Annotated in this window: 13 protein-coding genes and 1 pseudogene; 3 read left to right on the forward strand and 11 right to left on the reverse strand. The window is 58.6% G+C overall.

The features are described 5' to 3' along the window. Positions 1-209: 209 nt before the first annotated feature. On the reverse strand, positions 210-1,439 hold the full coding sequence (locus tag QA646_RS10065; protein ID WP_283055328.1) for an MFS transporter: 1,230 nt from the start codon (positions 1,437-1,439) through the stop codon (positions 210-212). On the opposite strand from QA646_RS10065, the gene QA646_RS10070 reads away from it, so the two are divergent. Beyond that, the gene (locus tag QA646_RS10070) at positions 1,440-1,583 is read left to right on the forward strand and encodes a hypothetical protein (protein WP_283055329.1); all 144 of its coding nucleotides are present in this window, start codon (positions 1,440-1,442) and stop codon (positions 1,581-1,583) included. Between the two features lie 72 nt (positions 1,584-1,655). Next, positions 1,656-3,035 (forward strand): annotated as a pseudogene (locus QA646_RS10075) (IS701 family transposase). Here the strand turns inward: QA646_RS10075 and QA646_RS10080 are convergent. From QA646_RS10080 to QA646_RS10120, 9 genes are all read right to left on the reverse strand, one after another. Further along, complete coding sequence (locus tag QA646_RS10080; RefSeq protein WP_283055330.1) at positions 3,004-3,696, reverse strand: phenylalanine--tRNA ligase beta subunit-related protein; 693 nt, start codon at positions 3,694-3,696, stop codon at positions 3,004-3,006. The pseudogene QA646_RS10075 and the gene QA646_RS10080 sit on opposite strands and share 32 nt — an antisense overlap. An 85-nt stretch (positions 3,697-3,781) precedes the next feature. Then, a complete protein-coding gene (locus QA646_RS10085; protein ID WP_283055331.1) occupies positions 3,782-4,591 on the reverse strand; it encodes an AraC family transcriptional regulator in 810 nt (269 codons plus the stop codon). Next, the gene (locus tag QA646_RS10090) at positions 4,588-5,244 is read right to left on the reverse strand and encodes a glutathione S-transferase family protein (protein WP_283055332.1); all 657 of its coding nucleotides are present in this window, start codon (positions 5,242-5,244) and stop codon (positions 4,588-4,590) included. Before QA646_RS10090 ends, QA646_RS10085 begins: the two co-directional genes overlap by 4 nt. A 146-nt stretch (positions 5,245-5,390) precedes the next feature. Continuing rightward, positions 5,391-5,684, reverse strand: coding sequence for a GYD domain-containing protein (locus tag QA646_RS10095; RefSeq protein ID WP_283055333.1), 294 nt, complete (start codon positions 5,682-5,684; stop codon positions 5,391-5,393). 256 nt (positions 5,685-5,940) lie between these two features. Next, on the reverse strand, positions 5,941-6,906 hold the full coding sequence (locus tag QA646_RS10100) for a DMT family transporter (RefSeq protein WP_283055334.1): 966 nt from the start codon (positions 6,904-6,906) through the stop codon (positions 5,941-5,943). 134 nt (positions 6,907-7,040) lie between these two features. Next, positions 7,041-8,585 (reverse strand): DUF930 domain-containing protein, encoded by a 1,545-nt coding sequence (locus QA646_RS10105; RefSeq protein ID WP_283055335.1) that lies wholly within the window; start codon positions 8,583-8,585, stop codon positions 7,041-7,043. A 369-nt stretch (positions 8,586-8,954) separates the two neighbouring features. Beyond that, positions 8,955-11,015 (reverse strand): RNA polymerase sigma factor RpoD, encoded by a 2,061-nt coding sequence (gene rpoD, locus QA646_RS10110; protein WP_283055336.1) that lies wholly within the window; start codon positions 11,013-11,015, stop codon positions 8,955-8,957. Between the two features lie 447 nt (positions 11,016-11,462). Next, a complete protein-coding gene (gene tdh / locus QA646_RS10115; protein WP_283055337.1) occupies positions 11,463-12,500 on the reverse strand; it encodes an L-threonine 3-dehydrogenase in 1,038 nt (345 codons plus the stop codon). A 21-nt stretch (positions 12,501-12,521) separates the two neighbouring features. Continuing rightward, positions 12,522-13,709, reverse strand: a complete 1,188-nt coding sequence (locus QA646_RS10120; protein WP_283055338.1) for a glycine C-acetyltransferase — start codon at positions 13,707-13,709, stop codon at positions 12,522-12,524. Between QA646_RS10120 and QA646_RS10125 the strand changes: the two genes are divergently transcribed. Further along, on the forward strand, positions 13,693-14,061 hold the full coding sequence (locus QA646_RS10125) for a type II toxin-antitoxin system VapB family antitoxin (protein WP_349254249.1): 369 nt from the start codon (positions 13,693-13,695) through the stop codon (positions 14,059-14,061). The genes QA646_RS10120 and QA646_RS10125 overlap by 17 nt on opposite strands. A gap of 191 nt (positions 14,062-14,252) precedes the next feature. Here the strand turns inward: QA646_RS10125 and recQ are convergent, their stop codons facing one another. Continuing rightward, positions 14,253-16,133: a DNA helicase RecQ gene (recQ, locus tag QA646_RS10130; RefSeq protein ID WP_283055339.1), complete on the reverse strand. Its 1,881-nt coding sequence runs from the start codon at positions 16,131-16,133 to the stop codon at positions 14,253-14,255. Position 16,134 lies beyond the last annotated feature (1 nt).

A 16,134-nucleotide genomic window follows, 5' to 3' on the forward strand; every position in this document is an offset into this window, starting at 1 on the left:
AGCTTATGACGGATGAGAAACATTCATGCATTCACTCTGATGCGCCGTACCCAAGGGTGGACCAGCCGGCTGCTCCGGGCATTTGCCTGTGTCCGAAAGCAGCGTGCCGAAAGGAAGGCTGGACGCGAAAGTATCTCCTCAGTCAATGCCCACCTTCGACGAGACATCGGGCTGGATAAGATTCCTGACGATCGATGAGCGAAGCCGCCTCATCCCTTGAGAGTCTTCACCTTGGTCAAATCGGGAAAAATCCGCATCCAGAGCAGCACGACCGCGATTGTGCCGATGCCGCCGACGATGCCGGTGAGAACCGGGCCAAGCGCGCTGGCGAGCATGCCGGATTCGAATTCGCCGAGCTGGTTGGACGTGCCGATGAACAGGGAATTCACGGCATTGACGCGGCCGCGCATATTGTCCGGCGTCAGGAGCTGCACCAACGAACTGCGCACGACGACGCTGACCGTATCCGACGCGCCGACGACAAGCAGCGCAGCGACGGAGAGGATGATGTTGGTCGACAGCGCGAAAATGACGGTCGCGATCCCGAAAACGAAAACCGCAAGCAGCATTTTCTTGCCGACATCCGTCTGCAGGGGCCGGCGCGCCAGCCAGATCGACATGACCAAAGCACCGATTGCAGGTGCGGCGCGCAGAAGCCCGAGCCCCCATGGTCCGGCATGCAAGATATCGCGCGCGAACATCGGCAGCAGCGCCGTGGCGCCGCCGAGCAGCACGGCGAAGAGATCGAGCGAAATCGTGCCCATCATCACCGGCCTGCTCCGGATGAACGAGACGCCGGCGAAGACTGAACTTAGTGTTACGGGCTCCCGCGACGACGACTGCTGTCGTTCGACGCGAATCGAAATGACATTGAGGCTCGCGATGACATACAGCACCGCCGACATCGCGAAAGGCGCGATCGGGCTGACGCCATAGAGCAGGCCGCCGAGCGACGGGCCAATGATGAAGGCGGTCTGCATCATCGACGTGGAGGTAGCGATCGCCATCTGCAACATCGACGGCGGCACGATATTCGGCAACAGAGCAGCCATGGTCGGGCGCTCAAAGGCGGTGGCGGCGCCCATGACGGCGACCGCAGCGAGGATGCCGGCCGGGCCGATCCAGTGCTGCCAGACGGCGACGGCAAGCACCAGCGCCGTCAAGGCTTCGATCAATTGGCAGACAAGGCCGATGCGCCGGCGGTCGAACCGATCGGCAACATGGCCGACGATGAAGGTCAGGATGACCATCGGCAAAAATTGGCAGAAGCCGACCAGGCCGAGAAAGAAGGCGCTATGCGTCTGATCGTAGATCATCCAGCCCATAGCGACGGTGACCGACTGGAAACCGATCGAGGAAAAGACGCGAGAGGCAGCGAAGGAACGATATCCGGGATGGCCGAGCACGCTGGCCCGGTCTTGGCTCTGCAGGGTGTCCATATGTCTTTCTTCGGCTCCGGACGTCACGCCCGGAGCAAGATTTATGAGCAATATGAAATGTCTATCGAGTTCCTGCTCTGCCCGAATGCCGCGCTTGTCAACCGCATTTTTGTTTCTGATCGGCAATTTGCCGGCAAGCACTAGCACTACTTTGGCAGATTAACCGGCCATTTACGATGATGGGCCATCTTGGGCACTTTCACAGGGGTGCGCGAGATGGCGGAACTGGATGTTGCACTGGCGGATTGGCTGAAGCCGTTTGTTGAGAAGCTCGGTCACAAGAAGCGGCGGCAGATGTGCCCGGTCTATATTTCGGGCCTTATCGGACCTGGTGATCGCAAGAGTATCGAGCCGATGGCGGAACGGCTTGCGCTTGATCGCTACGACCGCCTGCATCATTTCATCTCGGATGGGATTTGGGATGCCGGTCCTCTTGAGGCGGAACTGGCGGTGCGGGCCGACAGGATTGTCGGGGCTTCAGATGCTTTTCTGGTGATCGATGACACGGCTATTCCGAAGAAGGGCGACCATTCCGTTGGGGTCGCCCCGCAGTATGCGTCGATGCTCGGCAAGCGCGCCAATTGCCAGACGCTAGTGTCGTTGACGCTGGCCCGCGACGAGGTTCCTGTTCCCGTTGGCCTGCGGCTGTTCCTGCCCGAGAGCTGGACTAGTGATCAGGATCGGATGGCGAAGGCCGGCATTCCCGAGGAGATGCGCCGATCCCGCACCAAACCGGAGATCGCGCTCGACGAGATCGATCGGCTGATGGCTGCAGGCGTGCGGTTTGGTACTGTCCTTGCCGACGCCGGCTATGGTCTGTCGGCTGCGTTTCGCCAGGGGCTCAGTGCACGCAATCTCACCTGGGCCGTCGGCATTCCCAAGCATCAGAAGGTTTATCCTCATGATGTCGCATTGATCTTTCCTGTCGCCGGCCATGGAAGACCGCGCAAGCATTCGATCCCCGATACGCTGTCGACCGCAGCCGAAGCGATCCTGGAAGGAGCGACCTGGAAGAAGGTCAGTTGGCGTCATGGCACCAAAGCTCGACTGACCGCACGCTTCGCGGCCCTACGCATTCGGATTGCTGATGGCAACCCGCAACGCATCCTCGACAAGGGACAGCAGCACATGCCGGGCGAAGAAGCGTGGCTCGTTGGTGAATGGCGTTCAAACGACGAGCGCAAATATTATCTCTCCAATCTGCCGGCCGAGGCGACCTTGAAAGCTCTCGCGGCCGCCATCAAAGCAAGATGGGTCTGCGAGCAGGCCCATCAGCAGATGAAGGAAGAACTCGGCCTCGATCACTTTGAAGGCCGATCGTGGCAGGGCCTACACCGACACGCGTTGATGACGATGATTGCCTATGCCTTTCTTCAACATCAACGCCTCAACAAGGCAAAGCGGGAAAAAAAGGAAGAGGCACGGTCCGCCTAAGCCGACACTGCCGGCCATCCGGCGCGCTGTGATAGCGCTCTCAAACCACCATCCACCACAACGATGTCCTCACTGCCGTATCAGGTTCCAAATGACCCCAAATTCAATTCTGCCAAAGTAGTGCTAAGATCTACAGATCAAATCGCGGTGAAGAGCAACTGAGCACCTTGGTCTTGGCCTGAGCGGACCAAACGGTGGCAAGTTCAGCGGCCAGGGCCGCGATCAATTTCGGCACATCACCGCTGGCCGCCTCGTGCATGGCTTCGGCGACGACCAGCACGGATCGCGTATCCTCACGAACGGCGGAGAGACCGCTTTGACGGTTGGTCCAGCGCCGCGCATGCGCCCGGCCGGCACCATCGGCAAAGATCACCTCGCGCGGCTCCGGATGCTCCGTTTCGCCGGCGAAGGTCAGATAGGTCTCTTTGCCGGTCGCGTGCCTGACTTCGAGCTCGCCGGAAATTTTCGCAAGATCGAAGACGGCGACAGGAATGGCGAAAGCGATCGAGATGGCGTTGCAGAGATCGACGAGCGGATGCAGTTGCGGCAGCGATTTTTCCTGGCGGAAGCGCCTGAGCAAAGCTTCGGAGGCGCAGCGATATTGCGTCGGCTTCAGCCCCATTTTCGAGAAGGTGCGCCGCCAGGCTTGGATCTCGGGCATTTCACCTTCCGAACTGCTCTCCAGCCGTTCTTCGGCTATCGCATGAAACGTCGCAAGACGATCAGTAACGGCAACATCCGCGGTGATCCCGTCCACCAAGAGGACGCCGGGGACCAGTTCGGGGAATTCGCTCCACATTTCATTCGAATGGCGAAAATACATGGCTTTTCCTTCTGCACAATCCTGATTTGGAGCCGAAGAAAACCTCGAAGCCGGCGGCCGGTCTTGAACGAAATTGCAGATGCTTTCAGCGCTTGGTGTCGGCATAGACGCGCGGCGACACACCGAAATTGCGCACGAAGATCCGTGTCATGTGGCTTTGATCGGCAAAGCCACTGGCAAACGCCGCTTCAGCCAGCGACATACCCCCGGCAATCAGCCGCCGCGCTCGAAGGATGCGACGCTGAAGCAGGTAGGCGTGCGGTGTCAGCCCAGTTGCCTTGGCAAAACCGCGCAGGAGCTGGAAACGGCTGAGCCCGCTTGCCTCCGCGAGATCGGCCAGCGTTATCGATGCTGCCGGATCGTCATCGATGAGGTCGCGGGCGCGTATGATCGCGGCGGGAGCATTGGTACCCTCATCCGCTTGCCGCTGCTCGCGCATCGCGTCCGCAACAAGTGATAACAACAGTCCATCTCGCTGCAGCGCTGCGTCCAGGCCGTCATGGCTGGTCACCGTCGAAAACAGTGCCTTGAATCGCGCCGCGGTTTGTCCGTTTCGAATGACAGGTGAAGGAAGCTCCTTCGCGCCGAAGGCACCTTCACCGACGTCGTCCAGAAGATCTGCCATCAGCCGCGGATCGAAATAGAGCATTGACCAGGCCCGGCTCTCGCCAACCGGCATGCCGTCATGCACCTCATTCGGATTGAGGGTGATGACATCGCCGGCTTCAGCCCGCACCACGCCGCGCCCGCTCAGCGATACCTGCGCGCCGCGCTCGATGACACCGATGCCGAACTGATCATGCGTATGCTTGGGAAAGCTGTGTCCCGTCTCCGCCGCCACGGCTTCGATGCCGGCAATGGACGAGCGAAACATCCTGAACTGGCCAGGCTTCATGCGTGTCGCTCTTGCAGTTTGCTGAAATCCGTCATCCCGACACTGGGCCGGGCAGCGATATGCGCCCACCAGGATTCCAGATTCGGATGATGCCCGATCATCTCTCGTCCCTCAGGCGTCATAAGAAAATAGTCGAACATCGGCGCCACATAGAGATCGGCAAGCGTCAGCTCCGGGCCGCAAAACCAGGGAGCGTCGCCGATCAGATCGGAAAGGGCGGCAAGGCTGATTGCGGCCTTGGACAGGCTGGCGGCAATCCGCTCTTCGTCGGCGGCAATACCCGTTGCCGGCTTCGAGACCCGTTCGACATAAATGCCCCACACCAGATGAGGATAGAGATATCCGTCGGCAATGCTGACGATCTGGTTCATCCGCGCCCACCGCCGAGGCGCAACAGGCTGCAGGCGCGGCCCGTCGAATGCCTCATCGACATAGCGTGTAATTGCAGCCGTCTCATAGAGCCGAAAATCATCGTGCTCGAAGGCCGGAATCCGGCCGAATGGATGCCGCTCCAGATAGGACGCCGACGGCCCGCCCTCAGCAAAAATGTCGATCGGCACCCTCTTGTGCTCGACGCCTTTCTCAAGCAGCGCCAGTCGCGCAATTCGCACATAAACACTATAGTCTGCGCCAAAGAGGCAAGGCTTTTCCATGTCTCAACGCCACCATTCCATTCATCAGCCGACATCTTTTCGAAGTCGGCCGCCGCGGTCAATGGTGACACGATGGGCCAAATCTTCCATCTACCCGGTCAGCCGCCGCTGACCGGGTTTCGACAGTGGCAAGATCGCCCCCAACACTATCCTAAGGACGCGATGATTTCGCGATAAGCCGCCTCGGGAAAAGCCTTCAGCGTACGCGAGCGCACGTTGCCGCCCATCCCAAGCGTCAAGGCGAAGCGCGCCATCACCGCGTCATCGGGCGCCTCGCAGACGGCGACCATGTCGTAATCGCCCATGGTCAGGAAAAACTGCTTGAACGAACCGCCCATCTCCTGCAACTGCTTCTTGGCGGCGTCCAGTCGTCGCGGCGATTCCTTCACGCCACGCACACCCTGTTCGGTCCAATTGAGCAGAACGATATAAGTGGTCATCTCACACCTCCTCCGCTGCGTCGCGCGTCCCTTGAGACGAGCAGGCAGATGACGCAGTAACGGTTTGGTTCACACGTAAGCCGCTCGGAAAACCATCTTGGTTTTCGGAATTACGCGCCGCCTCCCCGGTGTTTCGGGCCCCGTCCAGTCAATGCAGGTCGCGCCAAATAACCATAGGCTTATCACCTGATGGCGGCAATAAACCTAATCCCCATTCATTCGGGTGACGAGATAGTGGGATCGCAGGCGAGGCACATCATCTATCTGATGTCTCGGCCGCGAAGGCGCCTTGGGTGTTGGCGGCAACAACGGCCGCCGGCAAGGGTGTGCCGCGTTTGCGCTCGCGCGCCAGCGTCAGCAGGCCAGAGAAGATGATGAGGACGATGCCGAGCGCCATCGCAAGGTCGATGCTGTCATTGAACAGCAGATAGCCGAAGCCGATCGCCCAAATCATTTGGCTGTATTGCGGCGGCGCGACGAGATTGGCCGGCGCCAACTGCGCTGCTCTCATCAGCAGAACGGTACCGGCGGCGCCGAGAAGACCGTAGCTCGCGAGGAATATCCATTGCCATGCCGCTGGCCACGTCATCTCCTGCAGCATCAGCAATCCACTCACGATGAGCGTGCCGAACAACACCGCACCATAAAGCGAGATGCGCTTCTCCTTCGAGCCGAGCGCGCGATTGATGACGATCGAGACGGCCCCGCTCAAGCCGCCGATCGCCGCGCAGAGATGGCCGATCGAAAGCTCGCGAAAGCCTGGCCGCAGCACGACAAGTACGCCGACGAAGCCGAGGACGACCGCCGTCCAACGCTGCCAGCGCACATCTTCCTTGAGGAAGACCACGGAAAGAATAGTGACGAAGGAAGGCAGCAGGAACAGGAGCGCGAAAGCCTCTGCCATTGTCAGCTTGGTGAAAGCTGCGATCGAACATATGGTGCCGATCGCGCCACAAACGAAGCGCAGCATCCACAACGGCCGGTTCGTCGTCTTGACGATATCCAGCCAATCATCTCCTCGCCTCTTCAGGAACGGAATGGCCACGAAGCCAAACAGCGAGCCGATGAAGGCCACCTGATAGGACGGCAGCGTCCCATGCAATAGCTTGATCGACGCGTCACTGAACGCGTAAACGGCATAGGATGCGAATGCCACAAGGACGCCACGCAGCGTTGAATGGCCAGCGGCCATGGAATTGGAATCGGCGGTGATGGATGTCATTGGAGTTGTGCGATGCAAAGGGAGGATATTGAATCAGATAGAGACAGTGAATTGTATGATGAAATGAGCCGAATTTCGATCGGGCATGGGAATAAACTATTGTTTCAAATGCGTTAGATATGCGCCTCGTTGGATTAGTTCGTTGGAAGATTGAGACTCTTCCATTGATCCTGCGGAATTGAGCCGCCAAGGCGATACGCAAAGGAAGTCACCTTCATAGCCGCAGCATCGACGCCGCATTTTACACCCACATAGTAATAGCCATCCGAAGTTCGATATACAGCCTTGTCTGTCTCTATGTTCCGGTTTGCATTTCGGCTGCCGGAAACACTCGGTAGGCCGAAACGAAGCACATGTAGGCCGGCAGCATTAAGTTGAGCGGCACCCTCGGCGTTGCAAAGCTGGCTCATCCGCATCTGTACGGGAAGCTCCCTCCATTGCGCCATGAAGCCTTTTGGTAATCGAGCAAGCTCCTTCGCTGAATAAAATTGCTTAGCTTGAATAAATGGTGCTGCAGGAGCACTCACCCCTCTGAATCCCGCAACTGCTGTCTTTTGGCCTTCTTCCACGGGCCTAGAAGGGCGCATGGTAGAGGTCTGCTGCTGCTGAGGTGTTGGCTCAACAACCAATCCCGTCCCGCCCGGTTCGCTCGCGTTCACGGGAACATCCTTCTGGGCAGCTTGAGGCTGCTGGGAAGCCGTGATGCCCGGTATAGCGACCTTTGGAGTGTCACCGTCGGGAATAGCCTTGGTTTCTGCTTGAGCTCCCGCAGCCTTCTGATCAGGCGGCGGTTTATCCGGTTGATTGATTTTAGTTTCTGATGGTGAGTCTGTCGCAAGCAGTTCCGGTCGCGACATCGACGCCGTATTGTCTGACGGGTCGGAGTTCGACGAAGCTGCGCTTGACTGATTGGGCTTATCTTCAGATTCAGCTTTTGCCGTTGAGGTTAAATTTTGTGTTTGAGAATCCGAATCGGTTTCAGGGGATATCGAATCCGCCCGCTGCAAGGTTGTGTCATTTTCCGCTGCTTGTTCGGCGGCAGATGACACGTTGTTATCCGCGGTCGCCGATGTTGTGGCCTCCTCCAAGGAGCGGCTATCTTTTACTTTAGGAGACAGAGTAGCGTTTTTCACGGTGGGCGCATCTGCTTCCTTCGATGATGAGGAAGCCTCCTTGCTCGGCTCTTCTTCTTTGGAATTAGCTGGTGGCGAAGTCGGATCGTCGGTTGCCGGATTGGCTTTAAGACTCGAGGATTGCGGGTCCGCAGGTTTTTCCGTAACAGAAGCCTGTTTCTCCGATTTTGGGCCATCTTTGTCATTCGCCTCGTCAGCGGATGGCTTTGCATTGTCGGCCTTTGCGCCGCCCTTTATCTGCACATCTGTATCTGACTTCGCTTGCTCGGCTGGCTGCTTGGCTTCGGCCATTTGCTGTTGCGGCTTCTCATCAGGTTTAGGCGTCGGCAAACGGCCGGATCGCTCCTCTGGCTTCGCAGCGTTTTGTGCCTGCTCCTTGGGTTGCGGCACCATCTCGACATTGATGCTGTCTTCCGGCTGCGGTATCGGCACGGCCACCACCGGCAGCAGGAAAAGCGCAGCGAACAACAGGATATGCAGCAGGATGGAAGGGATCAGTCCCCATCGACGCTCATCCTGCTTCCGCTGTTCGGCGACGCGCTCCATCGGTCAGCGGCCGCAAGGCTGACGACGCAGGGCAGACGGAGAAGCGCTCGACAATTTCATCCAAACCCTTACCGAACAAATGACATCCCACGATGCCTGGATTCCCGACATATGGTGTTAAACATCAAGGCTAGAAAGAGGCAGCCCGGAAATTGCAGACCGTCAATCTGACCACAGCTCCGCAATGCCCGGAAAACAAACCTGCATGATTCCAGGCAAAATCGCAGGAAGACCCTCGCCAACACGCTAACATACAACGCGGCCCTTTTAGAAGAACGCGTCGGAAAACCGGTCGTGCCGGCATCTTCAAAACTAAAAACCCGGCTCGCTTCCACGAACCGGGTTCTGATTTCATAACAGCGCAACGGCTTAGCTATCGAGGAACGAACGCAGCTTTCTGGAGCGGCTCGGATGCTTCAGCTTGCGCAGCGCCTTGGCTTCGATCTGACGGATACGTTCGCGGGTAACCGAGAACTGCTGGCCGACTTCTTCGAGCGTATGGTCGGTGTTCATGCCGATGCCGAAGCGCATGCGCAGCACGCGCTCTTCGCGGGGCGTCAGCGAGGCCAGAACGCGGGTGGTCGTCTCGCGCAGGTTGGCCTGGATGGCGGCATCGATCGGCAGCAGCGCGTTCTTGTCCTCGATGAAATCGCCGAGATGCGAATCTTCTTCGTCACCCACCGGGGTTTCGAGCGAGATCGGCTCCTTGGCGATCTTCAGCACCTTGCGCACTTTTTCGAGCGGCATGGCGAGCTTTTCGGCCAGTTCTTCCGGCGTCGGCTCGCGGCCGATTTCGTGCAGCATCTGGCGCGAGGTACGAACGATCTTGTTGATCGTTTCGATCATGTGCACCGGAATGCGGATTGTACGAGCCTGGTCGGCGATCGAACGGGTGATCGCCTGACGAATCCACCAGGTCGCGTAGGTCGAGAACTTGTAGCCGCGGCGATATTCGAACTTATCGACCGCCTTCATCAGACCGATGTTGCCTTCCTGGATGAGATCGAGGAACTGCAGGCCGCGGTTGGTGTATTTCTTGGCGATGGAGATGACGAGGCGCAGGTTCGCTTCGACCATTTCCTTCTTGGCGATGCGCGCTTCGCGCTCGCCCTTCTGAACCATGTGAACGATGCGGCGGAACTCCGAGATCGAGATGCCCGTTTCGGTCGCAAGGTTCTGAATTTCCTGACGGATGTCGCGGATCGTGGTGTTTTCGCTCTTGGCGAATTCCTTCCAGCCGCGAGCTGCCAGGTTTCCGATCGACTTCATCCAGTTCGGATCGAGCTCGGCGCCCTGATACTGCTCCAGGAAGCTATCGCGCTTGACGCCATAGGATTCGGCAAGACGCAGCAGGCGGCCCTCGTTCTGCACGAGGCGCTTGTTGATGTCGTAGAGCTGCTCGACGAGAGCGTCGATGCGGTTCTGGTTCAGCGACAGCGACTTGACCGACTTGACCAGCTCGTCCTTCAGCTCCTTGTAGCGGCGCTCCTGCGCCGACGACAGCGTGCCCGAAGCCGACAGGCGCTGCTCGACCTGCTGGTCCTGCAGCTTGCGCAGCTTCTTGTAGGTTTCCGCGATCGTATCGAGCGTCAGCATGACCTGCGGACGAAGCTCGGCTTCCATCGCGGCGAGCGAGAGGCTGGATTCGTCCTCGTCCTCTTCCTCCTCCTCGATCGGCATGCCTTCGCCGCCGACGTCGGTGATGTCGTCATCGCCGGAGCGCGCGCGCCGGGTCTTTTCCTTCTCCTCGGCAGCCTTGCGGTCGGCCTCGATCTTTTCCGGGCTCTGGAATTGCGGCGCAGCCTTGGCCTCGGGACCGGAATAGGTCGTTTCGAGATCGATGATTTCACGCAGCAGCGTCGTGCCTTCGTTGAGTTCGTCGCGCCAGATGATCAGCGCCTGGAACGTCAACGGGCTTTCACAGAGACCGCCGATCATGGTTTCGCGGCCGGCCTCGATGCGCTTTGCAATCGCAATTTCGCCTTCGCGCGACAGCAGTTCGACGGAACCCATCTCGCGCAGATACATGCGCACCGGATCGTCGGTACGGTCGGTCGGCTCTTTCTTCTTGGTGGTTGCAAGCGCCGAACCGCCGGAAGGCGCAAGCTCGCCGCCTTCGCTATCCTCGTCGCTGCTGGATTCGTCGTCGTCGCCACCACCGGCTGCCGCGCCCGCCTCTTCGACATCTTCGTCTTCAATGACGTTGATGCCCATGTCGGAAAGCATAGCCATCGTGTCTTCGATCTGCTCCGACGTCACTTCTTCGGACGGCAGAACGGCGTTAAGCTCGTCCATCGTCACATAGCCGCGTTTCTTCGCGGCCTTGATCATCTTCTTGACCGCGTCGTCGGAAAGATCGAGAAGCGGGCCATCCGAGGCGCCGTCGCGTTCGACTTCAGCTTCTTCGTTCTCTTTGACCTTGGTTGCCATCTCTATATCGTCGCTTTCCCTGACGCTTAAAACTTACTCGCGGTGAATGACCGCTCTGGCCCGGCACGTCTCGCGCCAGACTCGAATCACCAACAAACACCTAACGGAATGACCTTTAATGCCTGATTAACCACGATCACCGGCTCCGGGCTGCAAAGCTGGATTGCGTTTGGAATTCCGGCCATGGTATGTGTGATCCGCCTGACCCAGTTCACCGTTTTTCCGAAGGACAAACGGTGATTCCTACAATTTTTGCTCTCGTCAAGCTTTTCCAGCAAAAAAGCCTGTTAAAATCGTGAAAAAGCCTTATCCACAGGCCCAACACGCCCACAAACAATTGCATCCCGTATTTAGGAAGTCCCCGCGCGATGACAAGGGCAGGTCCATGAAACCGTCAGCATTTCCGCAGTTGGCGGTAATGCTGACGTGATCGGGCCACTAATTTGCTCAAATCCAGTCCATCACCACCTTGCCGGAATTACCGGAACGCATAGCTTCGAAGCCGTCGCGGAAATCATCGATTTTGATGCGGTGAGTAATGACGGGCGAGACGTCGAGGCCGCCTTGAACGAATGCGATCATCTTATACCAGGTCTCGAACATCTCGCGTCCGTAGATGCCCTTCAGATTAAGCATCTTGAAAATCACCTTGTTCCAGTCGATCTCGAAGCCGGCCGGCGCGATGCCGAGAATGGCGATCTTGCCGCCATTGTTCATCTTGTCGATCATGTCGCGGAAGGCGGGCGCCGCACCCGACATTTCCAGACCGACATCAAAACCTTCGGTCATGCCGATGGACTTCATCACATCGGCAAGATTTTCTTTTGAGGCATCGACGACATGCTCGATGCCGAGCTTGCGGGCGAGCGCCAGCCGGTTGGGATTGATATCTGTGATGACCACCTTGCGCGCGCCGGAACGCTTGGCGACCATGGCGCCCATGATACCAATCGGCCCCGCGCCCGTGACCAGCACGTCCTCGCCCACGAGATCGAAGGAAAGCGCGGTATGCACTGCATTACCGAAGGGATCGAAGATCGCCGCGACTTCATCCGGAATATCGTCGGGGATCTGCACGACATTGGATTCCGGAATGCAGACGAATTCGCCGAAAGAACCGGGACGATTGACCCCAACGCCCTGCGTATTGCGGCAGAGATGCCCCCTGCCCGCCCGGCAGTTACGGCACTTGCCGCAGACGATATGTCCCTCGCCGGAGACACGCTCACCGACATGATATTTCGTGACCGCCGAGCCGATCTCGGCAATTTCGCCGCAGAATTCATGGCCGACGACCATTGGCACCGGAATCGTCTTCTGCGCCCATTGGTCCCAATTCCAAATATGAACATCCGTCCCGCAGATCGCCGATTTCCGGACCCGGATCAGCACATCGTTCGGCCCGACCTCCGGAACCGGAACATGCTCCATCCACAGCCCGACTTCCGGCTTCGATTTGACCAGGGCCTTCATCATGTTCGACATGAGCTGTCGTCTCCAACCGATTCAAATGATTCCGAGTTCACGTCCCGCCTCGGCGAAAGCGGCAATCGCGCGCTCGACATCGGCTTTTGAATGCGCCGCCGACATCTGCGTGCGGATGCGTGCCTGGCCCTTCGGCACGACCGGGAAGGAGAAGCCGATGACGTAGACGCCTTTTTTCAGCATCAGCGCCGCCATCTCCTGCGCCAGCTTCGCATCGCCGAGCATGACAGGAATGATCGGGTGATCGGCGCCCGCCAAAGTGAAGCCGAGCTTGATCATTTCGCTGCGGAAAAACTCCGCGTTACCACGAAGCCGATCGCGCAGATCGGTGCCGTTTTCGATCAGGTCGAAGACTTTCAACGAGGCGGCGGCGATGACCGGAGCCAAGGTGTTGGAGAAGAGATAGGGGCGCGAGCGCTGCCGCAGCCAATCGACGATCTCAGCCTTGGCCGATGTATAGCCTCCTGATGCACCGCCGAGCGCCTTGCCAAGCGTCCCGGTGATAATATGGATCCTGCCCTCGACGCCGCAATATTCCGGTGAACCGCGGCCATGATCGCCGACGAAGCCGACGGCATGGCTGTCATCGACCATGACCATAGCGCCATATTTTTCGGCGAGATCACAAACGCCCCGAAGATTGGCGATGATGCCATCCATGGAGAAAACGCCGTCGGTGGCGATCAGCTTGAACCGGCTGCCCTCGGCCTTCTTCAACTCCTCCTCCAGAGCCGCCATGTCATTGTTGGCATAGCGAAAGCGTTTCGCCTTGGAGAGGCGCACGCCGTCGATGATCGAGGCGTGGTTCAGCGCGTCGGAAATGATGGCGTCCTCCTCCGACAACAGCGTCTCGAACAATCCGCCATTGGCATCGAAGCAGGAGGAATAAAGGATGGTATCCTCCATGCCCAAAAAGGCCGATATCCGCGCCTCGAGCTGCTTATGCTCCTCCTGCGTCCCGCAGATGAAGCGCACCGAGGCCATGCCGTAGCCATAACGATCGAGCGCCTTCTTCGCAGCCTCGGCCAGTTCTTCGTTGTCGGCGAGCCCGAGATAGTTGTTGGCGCAGAAGTTCAGCACCTGCGCGCCGCCAGCCACGGCAATTTCGCCCGCCTGCTTGGACGTGATCACCCGCTCGGACTTATAAAGGCCTGCATCCTTCAGACCGGCGATTTCGGATTGAAGATGCGAGATGAAGGCAGATGTCATGATGAACGCGCTTTCTCGAAAAGAGATGGAACCATCTTACGACGACATCATCGAATTAGCACATCTCGCATTGGTGACATACAGATATGCAAGGGGAGAGATATCGATGGCACTTTATATTCGTGATGCGGAAGTGAACTCTTTAGCCAACGAAATTCGAAAATTGACAAAAGCGCCCACGAAAACGGAGGCGGTTCGCCAAGCGCTGAAACACGAGCTTGCACGCGTACGGCAGGAGCTTCCTCTGCACGACCGACTTACGCGTGCCAAAGCAATGGCCGATGCACTAGGCCCCAATGACCCTAGTTTCGATATGAAGGCGTTTGCTGATGAAATGTGGGACGATGCCTGATGCTTTTCTCGGAGCTTCGTGGACACGCCCCGAAAAGCAGGAAGAGCAGTCCAACAAAGATAGTGGCCGCGTCGGGTAAGATGCGATAGAAGTTGAATACGCCTGCGCCAAGACCCTGAATGTGGGCTTGCTCTACAAGGGCAATGATTTCGCTCTCAACGATATCGGTTAACGGAAAACGCGCCCGCCGCTCATCCTTCTTCAAACGCTCGGATCACCTTCAAGAACGCATCTCCATAGCGCTCTAACTTCGACTGTCCCACACCCGAAATTCCCAATAGAGTATCGCGGCTCGTCGGCCGCTCCGTGGCAAAGGCAATCAGCGTCGTATCCGGGAAAACGACGTAGGGCGGCACGCTGAGCGCCTTGGCGATCCTGGCGCGCTCGCTTCTCAACGCCTCGAACAGCGGCTGGACCTCGCTCGACAGGCTTGACTGTCGCTTCTCGATCCGCGCCGCCTTTTTGGTGCGACGGCCTGCTTCGGGCCTATCCTTGCGGAAGAAAACCTGGCGCTCGCGTTTGAACACCGCCCGCGCCTCCGGCTCCAGCTTCATCGCGCCGAAAGCAGCATGATCGATGCTGACAAAGCCGCTTGCCAGCAATTGACGGAAGACGGACTGCCAGGTGCGGGCGGGAATATCTTTGCCGGCTCCGAAAACCGGCATGTTCACATGACCGAAACGCTCGGTCTTCTCATTGACCGTCCCCATCAGCACGTCGATGACATGGCCGGTGCCGAAACGCTCGCCCGTACGGTAGACCGCGGCAAGCGCCTTGATCGCCGCTTCCGTGCCGTCCCAGGTCTCGACCGGTTTCAAACAGGTGTCGCAATTGCCGCAGCCACTGCCATGCCCCTCGCCAAAATGCGCAAGGATCGCCTGGCGCCGGCAGCCGGTCGTCTCACAGATTGCGAGCAATGCGTTGAGCTTGGCGCGTTCCACACGCTTGATCTCTTCAGCCGCATTGCCCTCGTCGATCATCCGCCGCCGCTGGATAACGTCGGCCATGCCATAGGCCATCCAGACTTCGGACGGTAAGCCGTCACGCCCCGCGCGTCCCGTCTCCTGATAATAGGCTTCGACGGAACCGGGCAGATCGAGATGGGCGACATAGCGCACGTTCGGCTTGTCTATGCCCATTCCGAAGGCCACCGTCGCCACAAGGCAAAGATCCTCTTCCTTCAAGAAGGCATCCTGATTGGCATCGCGGACCGACCGATCCATGCCGGCATGATAGGCAAGCGCGCGAATGCCCTGCCCGTTCAACCACGCCGCCGTATCCTCGACCTTCGCCCGCGACAGGCAGTAGACGATACCGCTATCGCCGCGATGACCTTCGAGGAAACGCAGCAATTGCTGGCGCGGCTGATCGCGCTCGACGATCTCATAGGTGATGTTCGGCCGGTCGAAGCTGGTGGTAAAAACCTTGGCGTTATCGAGCGCCAGCCTCTCGATGATATCGTCGCGCGTGTGCGGATCGGCCGTCGCCGTCAAGGCGATGCGCGGCACGTCGGGAAAGAGCTCCGCAAGCCGGCCGAGATCACGGTATTCCGGCCGGAAATCATGTCCCCATTGCGAGACGCAATGCGCCTCGTCGATGGCGAACAAGGCGATCTTCGCCCTGGCGATCATCTGGCCGAAGCCATCGGTCAAGATGCGTTCGGGCGTGACATAGAGCAGATCGAGCGTGCCGCTGGAGATGGCGCGATAGACCTCACTTGCTTCTTCGCGCGACAAAGACGAATTCAACGCCGCCGCGCGGATGCCAAGCTGCTTCATCGCTTCGACCTGGTCGCGCATCAGGGCGATCAATGGCGAAACGACGATGCCGACGCCGTCGCGGCACAAGGCCGGAATCTGGAAGCAAAGGGATTTGCCGGCGCCGGTCGGAAACAGCACGACCGCATCGCCGCCGGAAACCACATGGTCGACCACTTGCTGCTGCTTGCCGCGAAAAGCGGAATAGCCATAGACCCGCTTGAGGATGTCGAGGGGTGCGGCTCCCGAATTGTCTCTCCCGAACAGCGCATCATCGGCGGAAAACCGCGGCTCCTGTCGATCTGGCTGTGACATC

Source organism: Rhizobium sp. CB3090, from assembly GCF_029714285.1.
Taxonomy (GTDB): Bacteria; Pseudomonadota; Alphaproteobacteria; order Rhizobiales; family Rhizobiaceae; genus Rhizobium.

What these genes read in the sequence shown, in the direction of transcription:
- QA646_RS10105 (WP_283055335.1), bottom strand. Translation starts at nt 8,585, where the DNA reads ATGGAGCGCGTCGCCGAACAGCGGAAGCAGGATGAGCGTCGATGGGGA.
- QA646_RS10085 (WP_283055331.1), bottom strand. Translation starts at nt 4,591, where the DNA reads ATGAAGCCTGGCCAGTTCAGGATGTTTCGCTCGTCCATTGCCGGCATC.
- QA646_RS10125 (WP_349254249.1), top strand. Translation starts at nt 13,693, where the DNA reads ATGAAGGCAGATGTCATGATGAACGCGCTTTCTCGAAAAGAGATGGAA.
- QA646_RS10120 (WP_283055338.1), bottom strand. Translation starts at nt 13,709, where the DNA reads ATGACATCTGCCTTCATCTCGCATCTTCAATCCGAAATCGCCGGTCTG.
- tdh (WP_283055337.1), bottom strand. Translation starts at nt 12,500, where the DNA reads ATGTCGAACATGATGAAGGCCCTGGTCAAATCGAAGCCGGAAGTCGGG.
- rpoD (WP_283055336.1), bottom strand. Translation starts at nt 11,015, where the DNA reads ATGGCAACCAAGGTCAAAGAGAACGAAGAAGCTGAAGTCGAACGCGAC.
- QA646_RS10080 (WP_283055330.1), bottom strand. Translation starts at nt 3,696, where the DNA reads ATGTATTTTCGCCATTCGAATGAAATGTGGAGCGAATTCCCCGAACTG.
- QA646_RS10100 (WP_283055334.1), bottom strand. Translation starts at nt 6,906, where the DNA reads ATGACATCCATCACCGCCGATTCCAATTCCATGGCCGCTGGCCATTCA.
- QA646_RS10095 (WP_283055333.1), bottom strand. Translation starts at nt 5,684, where the DNA reads ATGACCACTTATATCGTTCTGCTCAATTGGACCGAACAGGGTGTGCGT.
- QA646_RS10090 (WP_283055332.1), bottom strand. Translation starts at nt 5,244, where the DNA reads ATGGAAAAGCCTTGCCTCTTTGGCGCAGACTATAGTGTTTATGTGCGA.
- recQ (WP_283055339.1), bottom strand. Translation starts at nt 16,133, where the DNA reads ATGTCACAGCCAGATCGACAGGAGCCGCGGTTTTCCGCCGATGATGCG.
- QA646_RS10065 (WP_283055328.1), bottom strand. Translation starts at nt 1,439, where the DNA reads ATGGACACCCTGCAGAGCCAAGACCGGGCCAGCGTGCTCGGCCATCCC.
- QA646_RS10070 (WP_283055329.1), top strand. Translation starts at nt 1,440, where the DNA reads ATGTCTTTCTTCGGCTCCGGACGTCACGCCCGGAGCAAGATTTATGAG.